Origin of the sequence: Paenarthrobacter sp. YIM B13468 (assembly GCF_042788025.1) — a bacterium.
GTDB lineage: Bacteria > Actinomycetota > Actinomycetes > Actinomycetales > Micrococcaceae > Arthrobacter > Arthrobacter aromaticivorans.
In genome coordinates, this window is record NZ_JBHZPI010000006.1 from 1 (window position 1) to 24,835 (window position 24,835).

General features: G+C 61.5%; 19 protein-coding genes, 2 tRNA genes and 1 riboswitch. Of the genes, 16 read left to right on the forward strand and 5 right to left on the reverse strand.

All coding sequences use genetic code 11. The features are described from left to right. Window positions 1-135 precede the first annotated feature (135 nt). Window positions 136-209: transfer RNA gene (locus ACFX4T_RS07495), tRNA-Gly, on the reverse strand. 150 nt (window positions 210-359) lie between these two features. On the opposite strand from ACFX4T_RS07495, the gene ACFX4T_RS07500 reads away from it, so the two are divergent. The 6 genes from ACFX4T_RS07500 to ACFX4T_RS07525 all read left to right on the forward strand — a co-directional run bounded on the left by ACFX4T_RS07500 (window position 360) and on the right by ACFX4T_RS07525 (window position 5,647). After that, a tRNA-Pro gene (locus ACFX4T_RS07500) sits at window positions 360-434 on the forward strand. Window positions 435-504: 70 nt separating this feature from the next. Beyond that, window positions 505-1,887, forward strand: coding sequence for a trigger factor (gene tig, locus ACFX4T_RS07505; protein WP_377651356.1), 1,383 nt, complete (start codon window positions 505-507; stop codon window positions 1,885-1,887). Window positions 1,888-2,141: 254 nt separating this feature from the next. Next, a complete protein-coding gene (locus ACFX4T_RS07510) occupies window positions 2,142-2,765 on the forward strand; it encodes an ATP-dependent Clp protease proteolytic subunit (protein ID WP_275964122.1) in 624 nt (207 codons plus the stop codon). A 38-nt stretch (window positions 2,766-2,803) separates the two neighbouring features. After that, window positions 2,804-3,463: an ATP-dependent Clp protease proteolytic subunit gene (locus ACFX4T_RS07515; RefSeq protein ID WP_216925476.1), complete on the forward strand. Its 660-nt coding sequence runs from the start codon at window positions 2,804-2,806 to the stop codon at window positions 3,461-3,463. 183 nt (window positions 3,464-3,646) lie between these two features. Continuing rightward, window positions 3,647-4,936, forward strand: a complete 1,290-nt coding sequence (clpX, locus tag ACFX4T_RS07520; protein ID WP_216925477.1) for an ATP-dependent Clp protease ATP-binding subunit ClpX — start codon at window positions 3,647-3,649, stop codon at window positions 4,934-4,936. A gap of 81 nt (window positions 4,937-5,017) precedes the next feature. Further along, entirely contained in the window at window positions 5,018-5,647 is a 630-nt protein-coding gene (locus tag ACFX4T_RS07525) for a DsbA family protein (protein ID WP_377651357.1), read from the forward strand. A gap of 37 nt (window positions 5,648-5,684) precedes the next feature. Here the strand turns inward: ACFX4T_RS07525 and ACFX4T_RS07530 are convergent, their stop codons facing one another. Further along, on the reverse strand, window positions 5,685-6,560 hold the full coding sequence (locus ACFX4T_RS07530; protein WP_377651358.1) for an Fpg/Nei family DNA glycosylase: 876 nt from the start codon (window positions 6,558-6,560) through the stop codon (window positions 5,685-5,687). Window positions 6,561-6,927: 367 nt separating this feature from the next. After that, window positions 6,928-9,549: a valine--tRNA ligase gene (valS, locus tag ACFX4T_RS07535; RefSeq protein ID WP_377651359.1), complete on the reverse strand. Its 2,622-nt coding sequence runs from the start codon at window positions 9,547-9,549 to the stop codon at window positions 6,928-6,930. Between the two features lie 73 nt (window positions 9,550-9,622). Here valS and ACFX4T_RS07540 point away from each other — a divergent pair, with 73 nt between their 5' ends. Next, window positions 9,623-10,402 carry an SDR family oxidoreductase gene (locus tag ACFX4T_RS07540; RefSeq protein ID WP_216925480.1) on the forward strand — a complete coding sequence of 260 codons (780 nt, stop codon included), beginning with the start codon at window positions 9,623-9,625 and terminating at the stop codon, window positions 10,400-10,402. A 14-nt stretch (window positions 10,403-10,416) separates the two neighbouring features. On the opposite strand, the gene ACFX4T_RS07545 is transcribed toward ACFX4T_RS07540, so the two are convergent. Further along, window positions 10,417-11,475, reverse strand: a complete 1,059-nt coding sequence (locus ACFX4T_RS07545) for an endonuclease/exonuclease/phosphatase family protein (RefSeq protein WP_377651360.1) — start codon at window positions 11,473-11,475, stop codon at window positions 10,417-10,419. 354 nt (window positions 11,476-11,829) lie between these two features. Here ACFX4T_RS07545 and ileS point away from each other — a divergent pair, with 354 nt between their 5' ends. Genes ileS through ndk form a run of 4 tightly spaced genes read left to right on the forward strand, consistent with a single transcriptional unit; the run spans window position 11,830 to window position 17,419 of the window. Beyond that, window positions 11,830-15,138 (forward strand): isoleucine--tRNA ligase, encoded by a 3,309-nt coding sequence (gene ileS, locus ACFX4T_RS07550; protein ID WP_377651361.1) that lies wholly within the window; start codon window positions 11,830-11,832, stop codon window positions 15,136-15,138. 3 nt (window positions 15,139-15,141) lie between these two features. Next, a complete protein-coding gene (locus ACFX4T_RS07555) occupies window positions 15,142-16,503 on the forward strand; it encodes a bifunctional folylpolyglutamate synthase/dihydrofolate synthase (RefSeq protein ID WP_377651362.1) in 1,362 nt (453 codons plus the stop codon). A 2-nt stretch (window positions 16,504-16,505) separates the two neighbouring features. Continuing rightward, entirely contained in the window at window positions 16,506-16,958 is a 453-nt protein-coding gene (locus tag ACFX4T_RS07560; protein WP_216925484.1) for a DUF4233 domain-containing protein, read from the forward strand. A gap of 41 nt (window positions 16,959-16,999) precedes the next feature. Continuing rightward, a complete protein-coding gene (gene ndk / locus ACFX4T_RS07565) occupies window positions 17,000-17,419 on the forward strand; it encodes a nucleoside-diphosphate kinase (protein WP_216925485.1) in 420 nt (139 codons plus the stop codon). 78 nt (window positions 17,420-17,497) lie between these two features. Here the strand turns inward: ndk and ACFX4T_RS07570 are convergent, their stop codons facing one another. Continuing rightward, window positions 17,498-18,193: a vitamin K epoxide reductase family protein gene (locus tag ACFX4T_RS07570; RefSeq protein ID WP_216925486.1), complete on the reverse strand. Its 696-nt coding sequence runs from the start codon at window positions 18,191-18,193 to the stop codon at window positions 17,498-17,500. A gap of 228 nt (window positions 18,194-18,421) precedes the next feature. Between ACFX4T_RS07570 and ACFX4T_RS07575 the strand changes: the two genes are divergently transcribed. From ACFX4T_RS07575 to rpmA, 5 genes are all read left to right on the forward strand, one after another. Beyond that, the gene (locus ACFX4T_RS07575) at window positions 18,422-18,616 is read left to right on the forward strand and encodes a hypothetical protein (RefSeq protein WP_377651363.1); all 195 of its coding nucleotides are present in this window, start codon (window positions 18,422-18,424) and stop codon (window positions 18,614-18,616) included. Between the two features lie 56 nt (window positions 18,617-18,672). Next, window positions 18,673-21,942: an Rne/Rng family ribonuclease gene (locus ACFX4T_RS07580; RefSeq protein ID WP_377651364.1), complete on the forward strand. Its 3,270-nt coding sequence runs from the start codon at window positions 18,673-18,675 to the stop codon at window positions 21,940-21,942. Window positions 21,943-22,103: 161 nt separating this feature from the next. Beyond that, window positions 22,104-22,202: riboswitch (TPP riboswitch) on the forward strand. Then, window positions 22,194-23,735: a bifunctional hydroxymethylpyrimidine kinase/phosphomethylpyrimidine kinase gene (locus ACFX4T_RS07585; protein WP_377651365.1), complete on the forward strand. Its 1,542-nt coding sequence runs from the start codon at window positions 22,194-22,196 to the stop codon at window positions 23,733-23,735. It overlaps the preceding riboswitch by 9 nt. Window positions 23,736-24,113: 378 nt before the next feature. After that, window positions 24,114-24,422 (forward strand): 50S ribosomal protein L21, encoded by a 309-nt coding sequence (gene rplU / locus ACFX4T_RS07590; RefSeq protein WP_216925647.1) that lies wholly within the window; start codon window positions 24,114-24,116, stop codon window positions 24,420-24,422. Window positions 24,423-24,481: 59 nt separating this feature from the next. Further along, the gene (rpmA, locus tag ACFX4T_RS07595; protein ID WP_021470683.1) at window positions 24,482-24,745 is read left to right on the forward strand and encodes a 50S ribosomal protein L27; all 264 of its coding nucleotides are present in this window, start codon (window positions 24,482-24,484) and stop codon (window positions 24,743-24,745) included. The last annotated feature ends 90 nt before the right edge of the window (window positions 24,746-24,835 follow it).

Below are 24,835 nucleotides of genomic sequence, written 5' to 3' on the forward strand. Positions count from 1 at the left end.
AGGCCTCTGGCACCGCGCAGGCTGGGCCGGACGATCATGACACACCCGGGATTTACACACGTTTTGTCCTATAACCCAGCGCTTGCTGGTCCTAACAACGAAAAAGCCCCAATCCGAAGATTGGGGCTTTTTTACTGGAGGGGACGACGGGAATCGAACCCGCGTAATCAGTTTGGAAGACTGAGGCTTTACCATTAAGCTACGTCCCCGGATGGATCTCCTGCTGGATCCTTGTATGGATCTCTCGCTTAGGACATCTTCCCGGTGGCTGTTGAAGCCGGGTACAACTAAACCTAATTCCGGCGGCGGTGTCAAATGTGCATTCCGGGCCCGCTTGCCCGTAGACTGTCCTGTGCATTCGGGGTGTAGCTCAGCTTGGCTAGAGCGCCTGCTTTGGGAGCAGGAAGTCGCAGGTTCAAATCCTGTCACCCCGACTCTGTGTTTCGTGTCCGCCTCAGGGATGCGGCAGAACCCCATACCCACAAATTCAGGAGTACTTAGACTGTGAAGAGCGCTGTCGAGAACCTCACCCCCACGCGGGTCAAGCTCAACGTTGAGGTTCCCTTTGAGGAACTGAAGCCGAGCATCGATGCCGCTTACAAGACTGTTGCTTCGCAGATCCAGGTCCCCGGATTCCGCAAGGGCAAGGTTCCGTCCAAGCTGATCGACCAGCGCGTTGGCCGTGGCTATGTCCTGGAAACCGCCATCAACGATGGCCTCAACGGCTGGTACCAGGCCGCTGTCCAGGAAACGGGTGTTCGTCCCCTGAGCCGTCCTGAAGTTGAAATCACCGAGGTTCCGGACCCGTCCGCCACCGACGGCGAGCTCAAGTTCCAGGTGGAAATTGACGTACGCCCCGAGATCGAGCTGCCGGACTACGCAGGCATCAAGGTTGAGGTTGCTGCGGCCGAATCCTCTTCTGAAGACGTCGACAAGGCCCTGGATGAACTTCGTGGCCGCTTCGGCACCCTGAAGTCCGTGGAGCGTCCCGCACAGAACGAGGACTTCCTCACGATCGACATCACCGCGACGATCGATGGCGAAGAAATCGACTCGGCCTCAGGCTTGTCCTACCAGGTTGGTGCCGGCACCATGCTTGAGGGCCTGGACGAGGCCGTAACCGGCCTGTCCGCCGACGAAGAGGCAATCTTCGACACCACGCTCGTTGGTGGCGACCACGCCGGCGAGGCGGCCCAGGTGAAGGTTGTTGTCAAAGCCGTCAAGGAGCGCGAGCTTCCTGAGGCCAACGACGACTTCGCCCAGCTGGCCTCGGAATTCGACACCCTTGCTGAGCTCCGCGAGGACCTCGCCAAGCAGGCTGCCGATTCCAAGGTTGTCGGACAGGGTGTTGAGGCCCGCGACAAGGTTCTGGACAAGCTTGTAGAGCTCGTCGAGGTCCCTGTTCCGGCTTCGGTTGTCGAAGAGCAGATTGAAGCTCACTTCAACCCGGAGAACGCCCACGGCGAAGGTGACCACGACACCGAGGAACACCGCGCCGAGGTCAAGGCCAACACCGAGCGCGCCTTCCAGAACGAGGTCATCCTTGACGCCATTGCGGACAAGGAAGAAGTTGAGGTCAGCCAGAACGAGCTGATCGACTACATCGTCAGCACGGCAAGCCAGTACGGCATGGACCCCAACCAGTTCGCCCAGATCATCGATCAGAGCGGCCAGGTTCCCATGATGGTTTCCGAGGTACGCCGCCGCAAGGCACTGGCCGTTGTGCTGGGCCAGGCCGAGGTTGTCGACTCTGAAGGCAACAAGGTCGACCTCAGCGACTTCGTCCGCCCCGCAGGCGAGGTTGCTGCCGACGAGTCTGCAGTTGCCGAAGCCGGCGAGGAAGCGGATGTTGTCGCCAGCGATGACCCCGCAGCCGTGAAGTTCTAGTCAAAACACATCAACCGACCCCGGATCAGCAGATCCGGGGTCGGTTTGTTTTAAGCCCTGAACGGACAAGTCCGCATACAATAAGCGCGCTGGATCTGCGGGCCCGCTCCAATCGTGCGCCGTCAGCGAACAGCGCGATTCCGGCGAACAAATCGTCCCTGAAAACGGTTAGTGTCCAAGTAGTGAAGTTCAGTGAGGTCACTGGCACCAGCGAGAGGTAAGTACTTATGTCACAGCAATCAGAGGCTCCCCGGATGGCAACTGTCGATCCCGCAGCCCAGGACAACTACATCTACAACCGCCTGCTGAAAGAGCGCATCATCTGGCTTGGCTCTGAAGTCCGTGACGAGAACGCCAACGCCATCTGCTCGCAGCTGCTCCTCCTCTCGGCTGAAGACCCCGAGAAGGACATCTACCTTTACATCAACTCGCCCGGTGGCTCCGTGACGGCCGGCATGGCCATCTACGACACCATGCAGTTCATCCCCAACGATGTTGTCACTGTTGCCACCGGCCTGGCTGCCTCCATGGGTCAGTTCCTGCTCTCCTCCGGAACCAAGGGTAAGCGCTACGCGACCCCCAACGCCCGTATTCTCATGCACCAGCCTTCCGGTGGTATCGGTGGCACTGCTTCGGATATCAAAATCCAGGCCGAGCTGATCCTGCACATGAAGAAGGTCATGGCGGAACTCACTGCCGAACAGACGGGCCAGACTGTGGAGACCATCCTCAAGGACAACGACCGCGACAAGTGGTTCACGGCCACCGAGGCCCTGGAGTACGGCTTCTTCGACAAGATCTCGGCCCACGCAGGCTCGGTAGCTGGTGGCGGTGGAACGGCCAACCAGTCGAACTCCGAGCCAGGCTCCGAAAACTAACCGGCACCAAAGAACCACTGAAACCCAGGAGTAATGACATGAACTACAACTTCGGATGGTCTGCCGGTAATCTCCCAACCAGCCGCTACGTCCTGCCCCAGTTTGAAGAGCGTACCCCTTACGGCTTCAAGCGCCAGGATCCGTACACCAAGCTGTTCGAGGACCGCATCATCTTCCTCGGCGTCCAGGTTGACGACGCTTCTGCCGATGACATCATGGCCCAGCTGCTGGTCCTTGAATCGACGGATCCGGACCGCGACATCACGTTGTACATCAATTCGCCAGGTGGATCCTTCACCGCCATGACGGCGATCTATGACACCATGCAGTACATTCGTCCCGAGATCCAGACGGTATGCCTGGGCCAGGCAGCCAGCGCGGCTGCTGTGCTGCTTGCAGCAGGAACTCCGGGCAAGCGGCTGGCACTGCCGAACGCACGCGTGCTGATCCACCAGCCCGCGTTGTCCGGCGGCCAGGGCGGCCAGGCATCCGACCTCGAGATCCAGGCTGCTGAAGTCATGCGCATGCGTACATGGCTTGAGGACACGCTGGCACACCACTCCGGCCGCACGTCCGAGCAGGTCAATAACGACATCGAGCGCGACAAGATCCTGACCGCGGCCGAGGCCATGAGTTACGGCTTGATTGACCAGGTTCTGGACTCCCGCAAGATCAAGCCCCAGGCAATCGCCAGGTAGCAGACAGTAAAACGACGCCGGTGCGGTTCGCGAAATATGGACCGCACCGGCGTTCTGTTTCCGCCCAAGCAGCCCATTGTGACCTAGAGTGGATGTTGTCACGGTGGTGCCAACCCCGGCCAGGCCGCACACTTGAGTACGGCGCGGAGCCGCATCACCCGCATGTAACGAAGGGATTCACACATGGCTCGGATTGGCGAGAGCACGGACCTGCTGAAGTGTTCTTTCTGCGGAAAGAGCCAGAAGCAGGTACGGAAGCTGATTGCCGGGCCCGGTGTGTACATCTGCGATGAGTGCATCGAGCTTTGCAACGAGATCATCGAAGAAGAACTTGCGGAAGTTTCGGACCTTGGCAGTTTTGAATTGCCCAAGCCCCGGGAGATCTTCGATTTCCTGCAGGAGTACGTCATTGGCCAGGAACCTGCCAAGCGGTCGCTGGCGGTTGCTGTGTACAACCACTACAAGCGCATCCAGGCTGGTCACGCTCCCAAAGCCGGCAGCCTTGGTGAGGGTCCGCATCACGAGGATGTGGAGATCGCCAAGTCCAACATCCTGCTGATTGGCCCAACCGGTTGTGGCAAGACCTACTTGGCACAAACGCTGGCGCGCAGGCTGAATGTGCCGTTCGCTGTAGCCGATGCCACGGCGCTCACGGAGGCAGGCTACGTTGGCGAGGATGTGGAGAACATCCTGCTCAAGCTCATCCAGGCGGCAGATTACGACGTCAAGAAAGCCGAACAAGGCATTATCTACATTGACGAGATCGACAAAATCTCCCGCAAGAGCGAGAACCCCTCGATCACCCGGGATGTCTCGGGCGAAGGAGTCCAGCAGGCCCTGCTGAAGATCCTCGAAGGCACCGTTGCCTCCGTGCCGCCACAGGGCGGACGTAAGCATCCGCATCAGGAATTCATCCAGATCGACACCACCAATGTGCTCTTCATCGTGGCAGGCGCATTTGCCGGTCTCGAGGACATCATCGGTTCCCGGTCCGGGCGCAAGGGCATCGGCTTCGGAGCGCCGCTCAACGAGGTCCGGGACAACGTGGACACCTACGGCGAAGTCATGCCCGAAGACCTGCTGAAGTTTGGACTCATTCCGGAGTTCATCGGCCGCCTGCCGGTGATCACCACCGTCTCGAACCTCGACCGTCCTGCATTGATCCAGATCCTTTCCACGCCCAAGAACGCTTTGGTGAAGCAATACCAGAAGATGTTCCAGTTGGATGGTGTGGAGCTGCAATTCGACGACGACGCGCTGGACGCCATCGCTGACCAAGCGCTTGAACGCGGCACAGGGGCACGTGGCCTGAGGGCCATCATGGAAGAAGTGTTGCTGCCAGTCATGTTTGATCTCCCGAGCAGGGATGACATCGCAACTGTGGTCATAACCGCTGATGTCGTGGATAACAAGGCCCAGCCGACCATGATCGGCCACGACGTCGTAGCGAAGCGCCGGAATAAGTCGGCCTAGCCAGCCGTTGGCCTAGTAGCGGCGGTTTCACTGATTCAGCGTCGCTCCACGCCCGTTTCCACTCTTGTCGAGGAGTTTCCTGTGCCCGAACAGAATTTGCCTGAGCAGTCCGTCAACAAAGCCGATTTCTGGTTCGATCCCGTTTGTCCCTTCGCATGGATCACATCGCGCTGGATCGGCGAGGTGGAGCAGGTGCGGGGTATTGAGACGGATTGGCATGTCATGAGCCTGTCGGTGCTCAACGAGGGCCGTGACCTTCCCGGCGACTACCGGGCAATGATGGACGACAGCTGGGGTCCGGTGCGTGTGATCATCGCGGCCCAGGAACTGCACGGCAGCAGCTACGTCAAGCCGTTGTATGACGCCATGGGGGAGCAGATCCACCATGAGGGCAACAAGGACCGTACTTCCGTGATTGAGAAGGCCCTGGCAGAGGTTGGGCTTCCCGCTGAACTGGCACGGTTCGCTGGTTCCGACGACTACGACACGCAATTGCGCGCTAGTCATGAGGCTGGCATCTCCTTGGTGGGCCAGGATGTCGGAACACCCGTGGTCGCGGTAAACGGTACGGCCTTCTTCGGCCCGGTCCTCACCCGGATTCCGAGGGGCGAAGAGGCGGGACAGCTTTGGGACGCCACGGTAACCCTTGCCGGGTACCCGCACTTCTTCGAAATTAAGCGCAGCCGCACGGAAAGCCCTGAGTTTAACTAGAGCTTCGCGGTTCAACCTGAACCAGAGCTGCCTGGAGCTACTTCAGGAAGCGTGACGTGCGCCGGTCCGCGAGGATCTTTCCGTTGGTTTGGCAGGTGGCACAGTACTGCAGTGAGGTGTCCGCGAAGGACACCTCACGCACAGTGTCACCACAGACAGGGCAGGGTAGCCCGGTCCTGGCATGCACCCTGAAATTGCTTCGCTTGGTGTCCTTCAGCTCGCTGGAAGGCTTTCCGGCTGCCGCGTTCACGGCGCCCACCAGTACTTCCTGCATGGCATCGTAGAGCCGCTGTACTGTTTCGCCGTCGAGCGACTTGGCGATGGCGAAGGGAGAGATTTTGGCAGCATGCAGTATCTCGTCGCTGTAGGCATTGCCAATCCCGGCGATGACACTTTGGCTGCGCAGAAGTCCCTTGATTTGTTGGGAACTTGACCTAAGGATTGCTGCCAGGGCATTTTCGTCGAAGTCGGGGCTGAGTGGTTCCGGGCCAAGGGTTGCGATTCCAGGAACATCCAAGGGATCCCTTACTACGTAGATGGCCAGGCTTTTCTTGGTGCCGGCTTCCGTCAGGTCAAGACCGATGTGGGCGTCATCGGCCGCCCGGTGCAGCAATAGCCTGGCGGCGATGTTGCTCTTGCCCATGCGGAGCCCTGCTGACGAGGGATGCTCGGTGTAGCGAACCCATCCTGCCTTCGCCAGGTGGAAGACGAAAAACAGGCCCCCGGCGTCGAGGCTGATGAATTTGCCGAAGCGCTGGGTGCCCAGGATGGTCCGGCCCTCAAGTGAGCTGTAAGGGGGATCAGCCGTCTTCAGGGCTGCGATGGAGTTAATGCGGACGTTGGACAGTACGGCTCCACGGAGTTGGGTGTCCAGATACGTGCACAGGCCGTGCACTTCGGGAAGTTCCGGCATGAGCATACTCTGCCATAGCTTTGCCCGGGCTGCAGGAAAGCTGCACGAAAAAGGCCTCCGCAGAACTACAGGATTGTAGTTCTGCCGGAGGCCTTGTGCATGGTCTCCGACGGGACCACAATGGTTCTTACCCACTTCGAAAGAAGAGGGACACGGAAACCAAAGATTCAGTGATATGCAACCAACGCAGCCTTTGGCAAAGTTGGAAGCAAGCTACCAGTGACGAGGTAGTAAGACCTGAAATTCCGAGGATTCCGCCAGACTGTCAAGCCGTCACCGGACAGCCGAAAAGTCGAAGCCCCACCAACGGCAAAACGCTGATGGGGCTTCCCCTTTGCCCAAAAATGGGCCAAGGACGCGGGCTGGGCTACGACGCGGGCGTTTCCTCTGCCGGTGCCAGGACAACATCGCTGACCGTGAGCTCACCCTCGCCGGACTGGAGTGCAATCTCCTGTGCGTTCGCGGCTGCCTTCAGGTCCCCGAGTCCAGCCTTGAGCTGCGCAACAAGCATCTCATTGGCGGTGATGGATGCTGAGAGTACTGCGGTGCGCTGCTTCACCTTGGCCTCGGACTTGGCCTTGCGGATGCCACTGAGTGCTACCCCAACAGTGCCAAGCATTGTGGTGTCGCCGTCGGCGATTTCCAGTGCGGCCGGCCACTGGGCGCGGTGAACCGAGCCGGAGCGCCACCAGCTCCACACCTCTTCGGTCGCGAAGGGCAGGAAGGGCGCGAAAAGGCGCAGCAAGGAGTCCAAGGTGGTGGCCAGTGCTGCCAGCACGGATGCCTGTTCCGACTCCCCGGCCGCACCGTAGGCGCGGTCCTTGATGAGCTCGACGTAGTCGTCAGTGAACTGCCAGAAGAAGGACTCTGTGATCTGCAGGGCACGCGCGTAGTCATAGTTGTCGAACGCCTTGGTGGACTGGGCAACCACATCGGACAACTGCGCGAGCAGTGCACGGTCCAGCGGATTGGTCAGTACGGAGAGATCGCTGGACACGACGGAGTTTTCGGTGGCCCCAAGGTTCAACACGAACTTGGAGGCGTTGAGCAGCTTGATGGCCAACCGGCGGCCGATCTTCATCTGCGCGATCTCGTAGGCCGTATCTGCGCCGAGCTTGGCCGAGGCTGCCCAGTAGCGGACAGCGTCCGAGCCGAACTCGTTCAGGACATCCGTGGGAACAACCACGTTGCCCTTGGACTTGGACATCTTCTTGCGGTCCGGGTCAAGGATCCACCCGGAGATAGCTGCATGCTTCCAAGGCGCGCTCTTCTGCAGGGCGTCGGCGCGGACAGCGGAGGAGAACAGCCACGTGCGGATGATGTCGTGACCCTGGGGGCGGAGGTCGAAGGGGTAGACCTTGGAGAACAGTTCCTCGTCACGGCTCCAGCCACCCACGATCTGCGGGGTAAGGGAGGACGTGGCCCAAGTGTCCAGGACGTCGGCGTCACCGGTGAAGCCGTTGGCCTGATCGCGCTGAGCTTCCTCGAAGCCTGGGGCTGCATCCGCGGCGGGATCCACGGGGAGCATGTCATCCGAGGGCAGGATGGGGTGGTCGTAGTCCGGGTTGCCCTGGGCATCCAGCGGATACCAGACGGGAATGGGCACGCCGAAGAAGCGCTGGCGGGATACCAGCCAGTCGCCGTTCAGGCCCGCAATCCAGTTCTCGTAGCGGGAGCGCATGAAGGAAGGGTGGAAGTTGATTTCCTGGCCACGGCCGATCAGGCGTTCGCGGCGTTCTTCATCGCGCCCGCCGTTGCGGATGTACCACTGGCGTGAGGTCACTACCTCAAGGGGCTTGTCACCCTTTTCGAAGAAGTTCACGGGGTGCGTGATCTTCTTCGGTTCGCCGTCCAGCAGGTCTGCTGCAGTGAGAAGCTCCACTACGGCTTCCTTGGCGGAGAAAGCAGTCTTGCCAGCGATCGCTGCGTAGGCTTCCTTGCCGGCGTCGGTGGTGATCCACTCCGGGGTCTCGGCGATGATGCGGCCGTCGCGGCCCATGATGGCGCGGGTGGGCAGCTGCAGTTCACGCCACCACGTGACGTCGGTCAGGTCACCGAAGGTGCACACCATGGCGATGCCGGAACCCTTGTCCGCCTTGGCGAGAGGGTGGGCCTTTACTTCGAGCTCTACATCAAACAGCGGGGATTTCACTGTTTTGCCAAAGAGCGGCTTGTACCGTTCGTCGTCGGGGTTTGCCACCAGCGCGGCGCAGGCGGCAAGAAGCTCCGGGCGCGTGGTTTCGATGAAGATCTTTTCGCCGTCTTCGGTGAAGAAGGGGTAGCGGTAATACGCGCCGGCTACCTCGCGGTCCTCCAGCTCAGCCTGCGCCACGGCGGTGCGGAAGGTAACGTCCCAGAGGGTGGGAGCCTCGGCCATGTAGGCGTCACCGGCAGAGAGGTTGGCGAGGAAGGCACGCTGGGATACCGCACGGGAGGTGTCATCGATGGTGCGGTAGGTCAGGTCCCAGTCCACGGACAAACCGAGGGTCTGGAAGAGGTTCTCGAAGACTTTTTCGTCCTCCACAGCGAGTTCCTCGCACAGCTCGATGAAGTTCTGGCGGGAAACGACGTCGAAATCGCGCTGGTTCTTGGCTGGCTGCGCAGGCGGACGGTAGTCGGCGTTGTACGGGATGGCGGGATCGCAACGCACACCGTAGTAGTTCTGGACGCGACGCTCGGTAGGCAGGCCGTTGTCGTCCCAACCCATGGGGTAGAAGACGTTCTTTCCGGTCATGCGCATGTAGCGGGCCTGGACGTCTGTCTGGGTGAACGAGAACATGTGCCCCACGTGAAGGGAGCCCGAGGCGGTTGGCGGGGGAGTGTCGATCGAGTAGACCTGCTCCCGGGTGGTGTCCGGATTGAACTTGTAGGTCCCTTCGTCCAGCCAACGCTGCGTCAGCGTGGCCTCCAGGCCTTCGAGGGCCGGCTTGTCGGGAACGTTGATGGGGGCGGTGGCGGGCGTGTCTGTACCCTGCGTTGATTCAGCCATGGGTCAATTGTTCCATGGCCCGCCGTTACGGGCTGCTTCGGCCGGTGCCGGCGACCACCGATAGTGTAGTGCCATGACTTTGGCAGCACGGACGGCTTATCCAGTTCAGAACAAAACGGCAGTAGTTACCGGTGCCAGCACGGGCATCGGCGAGGCCACGGTGCGGGCGTTGGCCTCCACAGGCTGGAAGGTCTTTGCGGTGGCCCGCAGGGCCGAACGACTGGGTGCGCTGGGCGCCGAAACCGGCGCCATTCCGTTTGCGGCCGATATCACCAGCGACGACGACGTCTCTGCCCTTTTGCAGGCAGTTTCCAAAGCCGGGGGAGCCGATACCCTCATCAACATTGCCGGAGGTGCCCGGGGCGCGGACATGATCGCGAATGCCGATACTGAGGATTGGGAGTGGATGTACCAGGTAAACGTCCTGGGCACCATGAAGATCACCCGGGCATTCCTTCCGATGCTGAGGGAGGACGGGGAAGGAACCGTACTCAACCTGACATCCACCGCCGGACTGGCCGCTTACGAAGGCGGCGCCGGTTACAACGCCGCAAAGTTCGCCCAGCACGCCATGACCAACGCCCTAAGGCTGGAAGAAGTGGGTCACAACATCCGTGTCATCGAGGTAGCGCCGGGCCTGGTCCACACGGAGGAATTTGCCCTTAACCGGCTGGGCGACAAGGACGCCGCCGCCCAGGTCTACGCCGGAGTCGAAAAGCCCCTCACGGCAGAGGACGTGGCCGACGTCGTCAAGTACGCAGTCTCCCTGCCACATCACATCAACCTGGACCAGATCGTTGTCCGCCCGGTGGCCCAGGCAGCCAACCACAAGCTCATCCGCAAGGAAAGCTGAAGCACGGGCGCACTCTAACTGGCGGGGATGACCAGCGTTGCCACAATGGCCGCATGGTCAGAACCGGAAACCTGGTGGACCGCGTAGCCACTGCTGCTGATTCGGGGCGAAGTAACCATATGGTCGATCACGATTCCCGGAAGAGGTGGTCCCTCCATTGGCCAGGTGGGGGAGAACCGTCCGCCTGAGGCTGTTCCAACATCGACGAGCTTTTTGCCGTCCTGTCCACCGCCCAGGGCAGGGTCAAGCAAGGCGCGGAACTCGGTGTGATCGTAGGTGGAGTTGTAGTCACCCATCAGCAGGTGATGCCCTGGACGGGAGGCCTGACGGGCAACCTGGACAAGGTCGCTGCGCCACTGCTGCATCCGCTCATCAACCGGGGGCAGAGCGTGAACGTTGGTGAGGTTCAACGTGGCCTTGGAAACGTTGTCCGGATCCGTGATGAAGACCCGCGTGACGTCCATCCGGAATGGCGTATCGGGCAGGAGCCCCTCCGGCTGCAGACGGAAAACGGAATATACGGCGCCACCGGAAGCGTCGTCGTTGGGTTCACTCAGGAGGTTCGGCAGTATTGATTCCAGGCCTTCGGAGCGTAGTCGGTCTTCCAGCCCTTGCGTATGCTCCTGGAACGTCAAGAGTTGAATACCGTTCTCCCGGACCAACTTCACGATGGCACTTGCGTCAGCCTCACCGTATTCAGTGTTGAGGCTCATCACCTTCACGGAAACAGTGGCGGTCCCCGCAGGAACTGCTTCTGGCCTTCCGGTGTCCAGCGGAAACAGCCAGAACAATTGGAGAGCCAAGAGGGCCGCCGTCGTGATGAAGACCCACAGCCGGCGCCCAAACAAAGCAAGGACCATCGCCAGCGCCGAGGGCAGGACCATCCACGGGGTGAGCGACAACAGTTGAACCACCACCAGCGGCCACTCCGTGGGGACCGCCCTGAACAGGGACATTCCTGCCACAGGCAACACCAAGAGCAGAGCCAGGACCGACCACGCAGGGGATGCTTGGTGAGCCAGCCAGCGTCTGACCGGGCCTGAGGTCGGAAGGACAGAGGCAGGGTTGGTCATGGGGTCGAGTCTATGCACCCGACCGCCTCCAGCTGGTCCACCCGAAGGATGATCCTGCGAGTGGAGCGCGGGCCTCTCCTGCCGCTAGACTTGGGAGACAAGCGTTGACCCGGCCATCACCGGTGAGCTTCCGGAAGAACATCCCTGAACGCCCACGTGGCGAAATCCAAGCGGCGGTCAGGGCCCAGTAGAACCGGACGGGTAAGCCCGTCACAGCAGTAATGAGAGGCCGGAACCGGCCGTTGCCCCACCCAGGGCGCCATGGTTCCGGTAAGTGAGGTGGTACCGCGGCAACAGCAAACGCTGAAGCCGTCCTCGCATCCTGACAGTCAACCAGCTATCACAGGATATGAGATGACCCACTACCCCAAGGCCTCAGCGTCTCCTTCAGGCACGCAAGGCGTGTCCGCTTCCGTGAAGTTCCCGGAAATCGAAGAGCGCATCCTCAAGTACTGGGAAGAAGACGGCACCTTCCAGGCAAGCATCGACCAGCGCGATGCCGGCAAAGACGGCAGCAACGAATTCGTCTTCTACGACGGCCCGCCCTTCGCCAACGGCCTCCCGCACTACGGCCACCTCCTCACTGGCTACGCCAAAGACCTCGTAGGGCGCTACCAAACGCAGCGCGGAAAGCGCGTAGAACGCCGCTTCGGCTGGGACACGCACGGCCTCCCCGCCGAACTGGAAGCCATGAAACAGCTGGGCATGACGGACAAGACCCAGATCGAAGCCATGGGCATCGATAAATTCAACGACGCCTGCCGCGCCTCGGTGATGAAGTACGCCAACGAATGGAAGGCCTACGTCACCCGCCAGGCCCGCTGGGTGGATTTCGACAACGATTACAAGACACTCAACGTCGAGTACATGGAGTCAGTGCTGTGGGCCTTCAAGCAGTTGCACGAAAAGGGCCTCACCTACAACGGCTACCGCGTCCTGCCGTACTGCTGGAAGGACGAGACCCCTCTGTCCAACCACGAACTCCGCATGGACGACGACGTCTATAAGAACCGCCAGGACCAAACCGTCACGGTGACCTTCCCCATCAAGGCTGGCACATCCGAACTCTCACAGGCGCTCGCAGGCGTCCAGGCCCTTGCCTGGACCACGACGCCCTGGACGCTGCCCACCAACCTGGCGCTCGCCGTCGGGCCTGACATCGCTTACGCAGTCCTGCCCGCCGGTCCGAATGGCGTCAAGGCTGCGTCGGCGGAAGCGCCGGTCACGGGTAGCTTCCTTCTGGCTGCTGACCTCGTGGGGACCTACGCCAAGGATTTGGGGTACGACGACGCAGCTGCCGCAGCTGCCGCTGTCGTGTCAACGCATACAGGCGCCGAGTTGGCGGGCCTTGAGTACGAGCCGCTGTGGAACGACTTCGCCGATGCTGAGAAGTATGGCACCCAAAACGCCTGGCGCTTCCTTGTGGCCGACTACGTCACCACCACAGACGGTACGGGAATCGTGCACCAGGCTCCGGCCTACGGTGAGGATGACCAGAAGGTCTGTGAAGACGCCGGAATCCCCGTTGTCCTGTCCGTGGACGAGGGCGCGAAGTTCCTTCCATTGTTTGCGCACGGAGAGCTGGCCGCCATCGTGGGCCTGCAGGTCTTTGATGCGAACAAGCCCATCACCCAGGTGCTTCGCGCCGACGGCCGCCTGGTCCGCCAGGCCAGCTACGAGCACAGCTACCCCCACTGCTGGCGTTGCCGGAACCCGCTGATCTACCGTGCAGTGTCCTCGTGGTACGTGGAGGTCACCAAGTTCAAGGACCGCATGTCCGAACTGAACCAGGAGATCAACTGGATCCCGGGCAACGTCAAGGACGGCCAGTTCGGCAAATGGCTGGACAACGCCCGCGACTGGTCCATCAGCCGCAACCGGTACTGGGGCTCACCCATCCCGGTATGGCAGTCGGACGACCCCGAGTACCCGCGCACGGATGTGTACGGTTCGCTGGCGGACCTGGAAGCCGATTTCGGCCGCCTGCCGGTCAACAACGAAGGCCAGGTGGACCTGCACCGCCCGTTCATCGATGAATTGACCCGACCCAATCCGGACGACCCCCGTTCTCCGGCGGAGGGCCAGTCCACCATGCGTCGCGTCGAGGACGTCCTGGACGTCTGGTTCGACTCGGGCTCGATGCCGTATGGCCAGGTGCACTACCCCTTCCAGAACGAGGAATGGTTCGACACCCACAACCCTGCGGACTTCATCGTGGAGTACATCGGCCAGACCCGCGGCTGGTTCTACATGCTCCACATCCTGAGCACCGCATTGTTTGACCGCCCGGCCTTCCGCAACGTCATCAGCCACGGCATCGTGCTGGGCTCGGACGGACAAAAGATGTCCAAGAGCCTGCGCAACTACCCGGATGTTTCCGAGGTCCTGGACCGTGACGGCTCCGACGCCATGCGGTGGTTCCTGATGTCCAGCCCCATCCTGCGAGGCGGCAACCTGGTGGTTACCGAGCAGGGCATCCGCGACGGCGTCCGCCAGGTCATCCTGCCGCTGTGGAATGTCTACAGCTTCTTCACGCTGTACACCAATGCCGCGAACTCCGGTTCAGGCTACGAAGCGAAGCTGCGCTACGACGGCTACTCCGACACGTTGGACCGGTATTTGATGGCCAACACCGGGGACCTCGTCCGCAGCCTGACCGAAAGCCTGGATTCCTACGACATCTCCGGGGCCTGCGATGAACTCCGCAGCTACCTGGACATGCTGACCAACTGGTACGTTCGCCGCAGCCGGCAGCGCTTCTTCGACGAGAATGAAGACGCATTCGATGCCTTGTACACGGCCTTGGAAGCTGTATGCCGGGTCTCGGCGTCCCTGCTGCCGCTGGTGACCGAGGAGATCTGGCGCGGCCTGACCGGTGGCCGCTCTGTGCACCTGGCTGACTGGCCTGATGCTTCGCTGTTCCCGGCCAACGCCGACCTCGTGGAGGCCATGGACCGCGTTCAGCAGATCTGCTCCACCGGTTCAAGCCTGCGCAAGGCCGCTAACCTGCGGGTCCGCCTGCCGCTCCAGGAACTGACGGTTGTGGCACCTGGCGCAGATGCGCTGGAAGGCTTCGCCGCCGTCGTCGCTGATGAACTGAACCTTCGCTCCGTCCGCTTGCTGGACGCTGCTTCGGCTTCGCCGGAGGAATTCGGCATCGAGCAGAAACTGGTGGTCAACGCCCGGGCTGCTGGACCGCGCCTTGGCAAAAACGTGCAGCAGGCCATCAAGGGGTCCAAGTCCGGTGACTGGTCCGTGAACGGTTCCGGAGTGGTGGTGGCCGGGGGACTCGAGCTTGAGCCGCATGAATACAGCCTGGAGACTGTGGTGGGAGAGACGTCCGACGGCGGTGCTGCCGCCCAGAAGGCCGTCTCAGTGCTCCCCGGTGGTGGATTCGTCGTCCTGAATACCGAGGTCACTCCTGAGCTTGCTGCGGAAGGCCTGGCCCGCGACCTGGTTCGTGCCATCCAGCAAGCACGCAAGGATGCCGGACTGAATGTCAGCGACCGCATCCGCACATCTGTCGAGGCGCAGCAGGACGTCATTGATGCGCTGGAAACCAACGCTGAGCTCGTCAAGACCGAGACGCTGTCCTTGGAACTGGAAGTCCTTCTCTCCAGCGCCGAGGAACCGCGCGTCACCGTAGCAAAGGCAGGGGCCTGAACCATGACTGACGAATTCTCCGTGGAAAGCGTCTACGCCGAACTTCTTGGCCGGGCACCTGAAAACAAGATGGAACCCCGGTTGGCGCCGCTTTTCAGGGCCATGGACGTGCTGGGGGAGCCCAACAAGGCTTTTCCGATCATCCACATCACCGGAACCAACGGCAAGACCTCCACGGCCCGCATGATTGAGGCCGGGCTCCGCGCACACGGGTTGAGCACAGGCCGTTACACCAGCCCGCACCTTTCAAAAGTCACCGAGCGCATCAGCATTGATGGCGAGCCCGTATCAGATGCGACGTTTGTTCGGATCTGGGACGAGATCCGGCCTTACCTGGAAATCGTTGACAACGAACTCATAGCTGAGAACCAGCCCCGGCTTACGTACTTCGAGTGCGTGACAATCTTGGGTTTCGCGATTTTCGCAGACCAGCCGGTGGATGTCGCGGTCGTGGAAGTCGGCTTGGGCGGCATTACCGATGCCACCAACGTGGGCGATGGCCAAGTCTCTGTTATCACGCCGATTTCCCTGGACCACACGGATCTCCTGGGCGACACCACCGAGGACATCGCGTATGAGAAGGCCGGGATCATCAAACCCGGTGGCTTCCTGGTGAGCGCTGCCCAGCCGGTGGACGGTGCCCAGGTCCTGCTGGAAAAAGCCCGTGAGGTGGATGTACCGTTCCGCTTCGAGGGCGTGGAATTTGGTGTAGAGTCACGCACCGTAGCTGTAGGCGGACAGGTCATCACCGTCCAAGGCCTGGCGGGTCGCTACGAAGACCTCCTTCTGCCGCTGCACGGTGCCCACCAGGCGGAGAATGCCGCCGTGGCTGTGGCCGCGTTGGAAGCGTTCTTCGGTGGGGGGGAGAAAGAGCTCGACCTTGACGTCCTGAAGGAAGCCTTCGGCAACGTGACGTCCCCTGGCCGCTTGGAAGTGGTGCGGACTGCCCCCACCATCGTGGTCGATGCCGCCCACAACCCGGATGGCATCCGCGTCTCGGCGGAGGCGATCCGTGAAGCCTTCAGTTTCAGCAAGCTCGTGGTGGTAGTGGGAGTACTCCGGGAGAAGGACGCCGAGGAGATCCTGAAGACCTTGAAGGAGCAGCTCGGAGACCTGGCAGAGGAGTTCTGCTTCACCCAGTCCAATTCGCTACGCGCCGTCCCTGCAGCGGAACTGGCCGAACTCGCCGTCGATCTTGGCTTTGGCGAGGACAACGTCCACATCGCCGAGAAACTCGACGATGCCCTGGAGTGGGCTGTCGAACGGGCTGAGTCCAACGATGACCTTGCCGGCGGCGTCCTGGTCACCGGCTCCATCACGCTGGTGGCCGAGGCACGCATCCTGCTCGGAAAGGAAGGTGCCTGAAGATGGCCAAGCTGACCAAGGCCCAACGCGAATGGCGCCCTGGCATGCCCAAAAAGCGCCGATCCACCAAGGTGATGTTCGCTTCCACCGTGCTGTTGCTCGAAGCTTTCGTAGCGTTCTTCGGCACGTTGGTGGTCTTTGGATTGAAGCGGGGCGAAGTGGCTCCCGGAATCATCCTGGGTGTAGGCATCACGCTTAGCGTGGTGCTCGTCCTGGCATGTGCCGTGTTGTCCAAGCCGTGGGGTGTAGGCCTCGGCTGGGGGCTGCAGGTCCTCCTGATCCTGACAGGAATCGCAGAGCCCATGATGTTCATCGTCGGCATCCTCTTCGCGATCTGCTGGTGGTACGGAATCCGGACCGGGATGAGGATTGACCGCGAGGTGGCGCAACGCGACCGGGAGCAGGCTGAATGGGATGCGGCCCACCGTGACGAGGCAGGCCCGGAAACCCCGTAAACTGGCTGGGAAACCCACCCACCCATCACATTGGAGCAACTGTGAGCATTGAACGGACCCTTGTCCTGATCAAGCCCGACGGCGTCGCCCGCAACCTCAGCGGAAGCATCCTCGCCAGGATCGAAGCCAAGGGCTACGCCTTGGCTGAGCTGAAGAAGGTCAACGCGACCCGCGAACTGCTGGAGCAGCACTATGAAGAGCACGTGGGCAAGCCGTTCTACGAGCCACTGGTGGAATTCATGCTCAGCGGCCCGGTCATTGCGGCTGTCTTTGAAGGCCACCGCGTGATCGAGGGCTTCCGCTCCTTGGCGGGCACCACCGACCCCACTACCGCGGCACCGGGCACTATCCGCGGCGACTTCGGCCGCGACTGGGGCCTGGCAGTCCAGCAGAACCTCGTGCACGGTTCGGACTCCGTTGACTCCGCCGAGCGTGAGATCAAGATCTGGTTCGCGGGCTAACGACGCCTCACCGAGATAACAGTTAAGGCCAATGTTCGCAATGAACATTGGCCTTAACTGTTATCTCGCGGAGTTGGTTTAGTAACCGGACGTACCGGCGAAGACGTGGATGAAGGCAAAGAAGATCGTGGCGATCACGGCTACATACAGCAGTGCCACGACGATCCATCCGGAGTCGCCCAGGACCTTGGCCAGTGCAGGCGGTGCTTTGATGACTCCATGGGAGATGTTGCGGATGGTCACCCAGACGAACATGGGGATCATGACCGCCCACACCACCATGCAGAACGGGCAGAGAATGTTGATGACGTACAGGGCCTGGGACCACAGCCACACAACAAAGGCAAAACCGAGGGTTACGCCCGCCTGCAGGCCCAGCCAGTAGCCGCGTGAATATTTGGCGCCGGCCAGGAGTCCCATGGCAGTGGTGATGATCACCGCAAACGCGACGATCCCGATGAACATGTTGGGGAACCCGAAAACGGAACTTTGCGGTGTCTGCATCACCGCTCCACAGGAAACCCATGGATTCACATCGCAGAGCGTGATGTGGTTGGGGTCCTTGAGTACTTCCAACTTCTCAAGGACCAATGCCCCCGAAGCCAGCCAGCCGATGACGCCGGTGATCAGCAGGAGCCACGCAAATGGCTTGTCTTGCACTGCTTTAGGCAGATGGTCAGGCCGGGCCGCGCGCTGCAATCCCGGCTCCGTGGTCTTGCCACCCGCGGGGGTGGAGGCTTGATTGGCCAGGTTTTCCCTGGCGGTGCTTGGCATCGCGGACGCAATCCCTTTCGACAATGACCCGGCCAGTCCGGGAACGGCTCTTGTGAGGATTGTAACGCCGGAGGCTGGACACGGTCCCCAGCTTCTGAAGGCACTGTCCCCACCGTGCGACACAGTCTCCTACGCTTCGAATGTGCAGGGGTGTGAGAGAATGAACATGGCCGGAAGCCGATCCACATTCGGAATCCGGTCCGGTGACTTGTTCCCAAGACCGCCAGCATGAGCAGGGCCTGCCTGGATCACGTGATCCCCGGCATGCCCGCCATGACAATGGACGGCACCTGGTTGTGGCAGCAGAACAACGGGTTTCAGAGCAAAGCCACTGGCCTTCCAGGGCTGCCGCACCCCAATGATGGTGCGAACCGGAAGGAATACTACCGACTTCTGTCAACGCCTGAGGGTTTTGACAAATAATTGCCCCACTGGGCGCCGGATGTGGCGGCGTCGCTGGGGCAGGAGTGTTGCCACATATGGATAATGACCAGGTTGTAGCCGTTAATGAAGAGGCAGCTACCGCGGAAACTGCGGAAGCGCCTAAAAAGACCACCCGGACCCGGCGCAAGGCTGCGCCCAAGCAGACTGCAGTAGCTGCCACCGAAGAAGTGGCCCCTGCCGAATCCGTGGCTGGCATCGAAGAACCAGTCAAGGCGCCGGCGCGTCGTAGCCGCGCGCGCAAGACAACGGTGCCTGCTGAGCCCCTCCCCGGTTTTGACGAGCCGGACGCGGTAGCGTCCCAGCCGGAAACCGATGCCGAACCTGCCCCTGAAAAGCCGGTCCGCCGTCGTCGGACTACCAAGCCCAAGGACGTTGACGCCGTAGACGCAACGGCAGCTGAGGAGCCTTCACCCGCTGCTGAAACCACGGACGCCGTGTCCCAGCCTGAGCCGGCCACCCCGGGCCCCGTTCCTGCAGAAGCAGATGTTCCTGCAGGGGCTGACGTTTCTCCAGAAGGCGTCCCCGCAGAAGACGTTTCTGCGGAAGGCATTTCCGCAGAAGGCACTGTTCCCGCCGAGGAAGAGTCTGAAGCATCCGAGGAGTCCGCCCCCGGTTCAACGTCTTTGTTCCTGGAGCCGGTCTCCATTACGTCCATGATCTTCCAGGCCCCTGACCTCAGCACTGTGACGCGTCCGGCCGTCGAGGAAAAGGCCGAAGAGGCTGAAGACGAAACTGCGGAAACCCGGTCAACTGACGAGCTGGAGGATTCCAGCAGCCGTCGTCGTCGCCGGAGCCGCGGCCGGCGGGGCCGCCGCGGAACGGAACGCGATGAGACCGATTCCGAAGACGGCGCTGAGACTGAGGATGAAGAAGATGCTCCGGCAGCGGAAGCGCTCGAAGAGGGCGTCACGTCGCGTCGTCGCCGGCGTCGCCGCAGGGGTGACCAGGATCTTGAACTGACTGGCGGGTCCGACGACGACCCACCCAACACGGTGACCCGTGTCCGCGCGCCCCGCCCGATCACTGAGACGGCCCCGTCAAACCGGGTTACCAGCGTTAAGGGTTCCACCAGGCTTGAGGCCAAGAAGCAGCGCCGCCGCGAGTCCCGCGAGACCGGACGCCGCCGCCAGGTAATTACAGAGGCTGAGTTCCTTGCCCGCCGCGAGTCCGTGGATCGCCAGATGATCGTTCGCCAGCGCGACGACAGAATCCAGATCGCGGTTCTTGAAGACGGCGTATTGGCTGAGCACTTTGTGTCCAAGACCCAGCAGGACTCCCTCATTGGCAACGTGTACCTGGGCAAGGTCCAGAACGTCCTGCCCTCCATGGAGGCTGCTTTTGTTGACATCGGACGGGGCCGCAATGCGGTGTTGTATGCCGGTGAAGTGAACTGGGATGCAGTAAACCTTGAGGGCCAACCGCGCCGGATCGAGAATGCGCTGAAGTCCGGCGATTCCGTCCTGGTGCAGGTTACCAAGGACCCCGTTGGCCATAAGGGCGCCCGCCTCACCAGCCAGATTTCCCTTCCGGGCCGCTACCTTGTGTACGTGCCGGGCGGTTCCATGACCGGTATCTCGCGCAAACTGCCCGACGTCGAACGCAACCGCCTCAAGCGCATCCTCAAGGACCGCTTGCCGGAGAACGCCGGCGTCATTGTGCGCACGGCCGCAGAGGGTGCTTCCGAGGAAGAACTGACGCACGACATCAACCGTTTGCGCGCGCAGTGGGAAGGCATTGAAGGGCAGGCGTCCTCCACCAAGGTGCTGGCCCCGGAATTGCTCTACGGCGAGCCTGACCTGACCATCAAGGTGGTCCGGGATGTCTTCAATGAAGACTTCTCCAAGCTGATCGTTTCCGGCGACGACGCGTGGGACACCATTGAGGCTTACGTCACCTACGTTGCTCCCGACTTGGTGGGCCGCCTTGAGAAGTGGACCAAGGACCAGGACATCTTTGCTGCCTGGCGGATCGACGAGCAGATCCACAAGGCACTGGAGCGCAAGGTTTTCCTGCCGTCTGGTGGTTCCCTTGTCATCGACCGCACCGAAGCCATGACCGTGGTGGACGTCAACACAGGTAAGTTCACCGGCAGCGGTGGAAACCTGGAAGAAACCGTCACCAAGAACAACCTTGAAGCGGCCGAGGAAGTAGTTCGCCAGCTGCGCCTGCGCGATATCGGTGGCATCATCGTCATCGACTTCATCGATATGGTCCTCGAATCGAACCGTGACCTGGTGCTCCGCCGATTGGTGGAATGCCTGGGCCGTGACCGCACCAAGCACCAAGTGGCCGAAGTGACGTCGCTGGGCCTGGTGCAGATGACGCGCAAGCGCATGGGCACAGGCCTGCTTGAGGTGTTTGGTGAGCAGTGCGAGCACTGTGCCGGGCGTGGTGTCGTCACCCATGACGAGCCCGTGGAACACCGACGCGCCAACGTTGTTGCTGCCGAGCACCACCGTCCGCACGCAGAACCCCAACAGCCTGCCGCGCGCACTGATCGTAAGCGTCGCCGTGGGAAAGGTGGGGGAGCGGCAATGGCCGAAGTGCCCCCTACGCTCCACAGCACGCCTGCCGCCCCCGCGGCTCCGGCGCCCACGGAGTCCGTGGACCCGGTCCGCCAGGCCAAGGCTGAGGCCACCAGGGCAGCTCTTGCCACCATCGCCGCTGCGGCGCATGCCGCGCACTTGCACGATGATGAGGTTCACCGTGCGGAGGAGCAAGCCCGCGCAGCAGGCCAGCAGGCTCACACGGATGAATCCGCCCCTGAAGCTACACCCGGCGATGCCGGGGTACCGGCTGCACGTGATGCCGCCAGTCATGACGCTGCGGTTCGGGAAGCACGCTCCACCCCAGTTCTGCGTTTCGGTGGCGAAGAAGTGGCTCTTCCGTTTGTGGAACACCACGAGGAACCACCTGCCGGTAAGCCGGCCATGAGCCTGGACCTGTTGGCAGAGGCATTTTCGCACCTCGGTGCTGCACCGGCTGCGGAGGAAGAAGCGACGGCTGCGGTTTCCGAACCTGCGACTGCTTCCGCGGTTTCCCCGGCCAGTTCTCCTGCTGTCACTGAGGATGAGCACGATCATTCATCGCGTTCCCGTGGCCGTCGCGGCCGAAGGAACCGCAGTGCCAGCAGGGCGCAGGGTGCCGCCAACGAAACCAGTGTGGAACATCACGACGTAACTGCTGCCGCCGCAGGTGGATCGGCCCATGAGGCCAAGGCGCCAGCAGCAGAAGAGCCTGCCAAAAAGAAGGTAGCTGACGAGCCCATCATCCTTGGGGTGGGAGTGCCTGCTTCCGAGTTGTAAGCACGGCACACACCACTAAGCAGTGACATGGTCGTAGGGCAATAAGAGTCCCGCAGCATCCGTTTACGGCGGATGCTGCGGGACTTTTTTGTTGCTGCCAGTCACATCCATTCCCGGAGGCCGTCCGGTTCCCGGGCCGGCGGGCTTACGGGCTACGCTAGGAAACTGACACGGGGTGCCGGGCACTGGGCCTGGCTGAGATCCAGACCCGTTGAACCTGTCCGGTTAGCACCGGCGAAGGGATGTCCACCATGGCTTCATCGTCGAATTCCGCCGTCTACCCCGTTGGTATCGGAGCAGTTCCGGCCCGGCCACATCCGCGTGTGCTCAGCATTGCAGGCTCGGATCCTTCTGGCGGCGCCGGAATCCAGGCAGACCTGAAGAGCATCGCAGCGCACGGTGGCTATGGCATGGCTGCCATTACGGCTTTGACGGCCCAGAACACCCTGGGCGTCAGCGCTGTTCATGTTCCGCCCGTGGAGTTCCTCCGTCAGCAACTGGACGCGATCAGTAGCGATATTGACATTGATGCGGTCAAGATCGGGATGTTGGGTGACGCGGCCGTCATCGACGAAGTCCGCAGTTGGCTCGAAGAGGTGCGTCCCGCCGTCGTGGTCCTTGACCCGGTGATGGTAGCCACCAGCGGCGACCGTCTTCTGCATGAGACCGCCGAAGCATCTCTGCGCAGCCTCTTGCCGTTGGCGGATCTCATCACCCCAAACCTTCCCGAACTGGCGATGTTGTTAGGTGAGCCAGAAGCCCCGGACTGGGCGACGGCGCTTGACCAAGGCAAGCGACTGGCTGCTGAGTGCGGAACGACCGTTTTGTTGAAGGGTGGCCACTTGGCAGGAAACGACTGTCCGGATGCGCTGGTCAACACGAGCGGTTTGCTGCGCCAGGACGTCATCGAGGTGCCGGGGACCCGAGTGGATACCAGGAACAGCCACGGAACAGGGTGCTCGCTTTCCTCGGCATTGGCCACGGTCCAAGCCCGCACGGACGATTGGGAGGCATCGCTCCGCGAGGTCAAGCCGTGGCTGCTGCAGGCCCTCGCGACGGCCGACGGCCTCAAGGTAGGCAAGGGTAGCGGGCCGGTCCACCACTTCCATCACCTGGAGCCAGCGCTGAATCCTGCCGGGAAATCCGGCGACTTTGCCGCGCGGCTGTGGGCCGAAGCTGTACCTGAATTGGAGGCAATATACGGCCTCGCTTTCATTCAGGGCCTGCAGTCGGGGCGCCTGCCGGAGCCCCAGTTCAATTACTACCTCGCCCAGGACGCCATCTACCTGAACGGCTATTCCCGGGTTTTGGCGCGTGCGGGTGCGCTTGCCCCCACGGAAGAAGAACAGCTCTTCTGGGCAAAATCATCGCAACTCTGCCTTGAGGTGGAGTCCGAACTCCACCGGGACTGGCTGAGCACGCGTCCGGCTTCAACAGAAACCGGACCCGTGACAAGGTCGTACGTGGACCACCTGCTGGCGACATCGGCTTCGGGCAGTTACGCCGTTTTGCTGGCGGCAATCCTGCCTTGCTACTGGCTGTACGCGGAGGTAGGGCAGCAACTTCACGCGGCGTATGTCCAAGCAGGCGCTCGCAGCGACCACCCTTGTGCCGCATGGCTGAAGACATACGCGGACGAGGAGTTTGCTGCCGCAACCCGGAAGGCGATCGACTTTACCGATGCTGCGGCAGCTGGCGCCTCTGCGCAGGAACGCAAGGCCATGGTTGAGGCCTTCGCCCAGTCCTGCCGCTACGAAACGGCCTTCTTCGATGCCCCCAGGCTCTTCGCCTAAGCAGGGTTTCCGAGGTTGCCGAGTGGAACAAATCCACAAAGCTCCAGCGCGTCGCGGGCCAAACCGCAGTATCACCGTGCAAATCCTGTAGGCTGTATGGGCACGGTGCCGGGAGAGTCCGTTACAACTGGTGGCGCAAGTCACTCGATAGCCTCCGGACCCGGCCTCATTTGCAGCTGAAGGTCAAACTAGCGTAATCTTGATCTTCGGTGCTTACGCCAACACTTGGGTTATGCCCCTTGGAATTGTTCATGGGATGACTCGCGGGCTTCGATCTGAAGTCCACGGCGTTGAGGCACAGCGCGAACCAAGCCTGATTCCGGTTCAAGGTTCCGCACGCAAATTTAGTAAGAAACGTCGAGAGAAGTGAGTACCCAAGTGGTGTACGCGATTGTCCGCGCAGGCGGCCGCCAAGAAAAAGTTTCCGTTGGAGACTACGTAACGCTGAACCGCGTCCCCGGTGGAGCCGGCAGCACGCTTGAGCTGCCCGCCTTGCTCCTGGTTGACGGCGACAAGGTCACGTCCGCTGCCGCGGACCTGGCCAAGGTCACGGTCACGGCTGAGATCCTTGAGGACCTTCGCGGTCCCAAGATCGTCATCCAGAAGTTCAAGAACAAGACCGGCTACAAGAAGCGCCAGGGTCACCGTCAGGAACTGACCAAGATCAAGATCACGAGCATCAAGTAACTTTCGTTACTCTGTTCAGATTTTCAGTTTCCCCAGAAATTTAGAGGCAGGCATTTCACATGGCACACAAAAAAGGCGCGAGCTCCACTCGCAACGGTCGTGACTCCAACGCACAGCGCCTCGGCGTCAAGCGTTTCGGTGGCCAGGTAGTTTCCGCAGGCGAGATCATCGTTCGCCAGCGTGGAACCCACTTCCACCCGGGTGCAGGCGTCGGCCGCGGTGGCGACGACACCCTGTTCGCACTCGAGGCCGGTGCGGTTGAGTTTGGTACTCGCCGCGGTCGTCGCGTAGTGAACATCGTTGCTGCTGCAGCTGCAGAGTAACAACAAGTTCTGAACCGGTGGAGCGGGCCAAACGGCCCGCTCCACCGTTCTTTTAACCGCATTACAATCGATTAGGGCGCTTATGGCGCT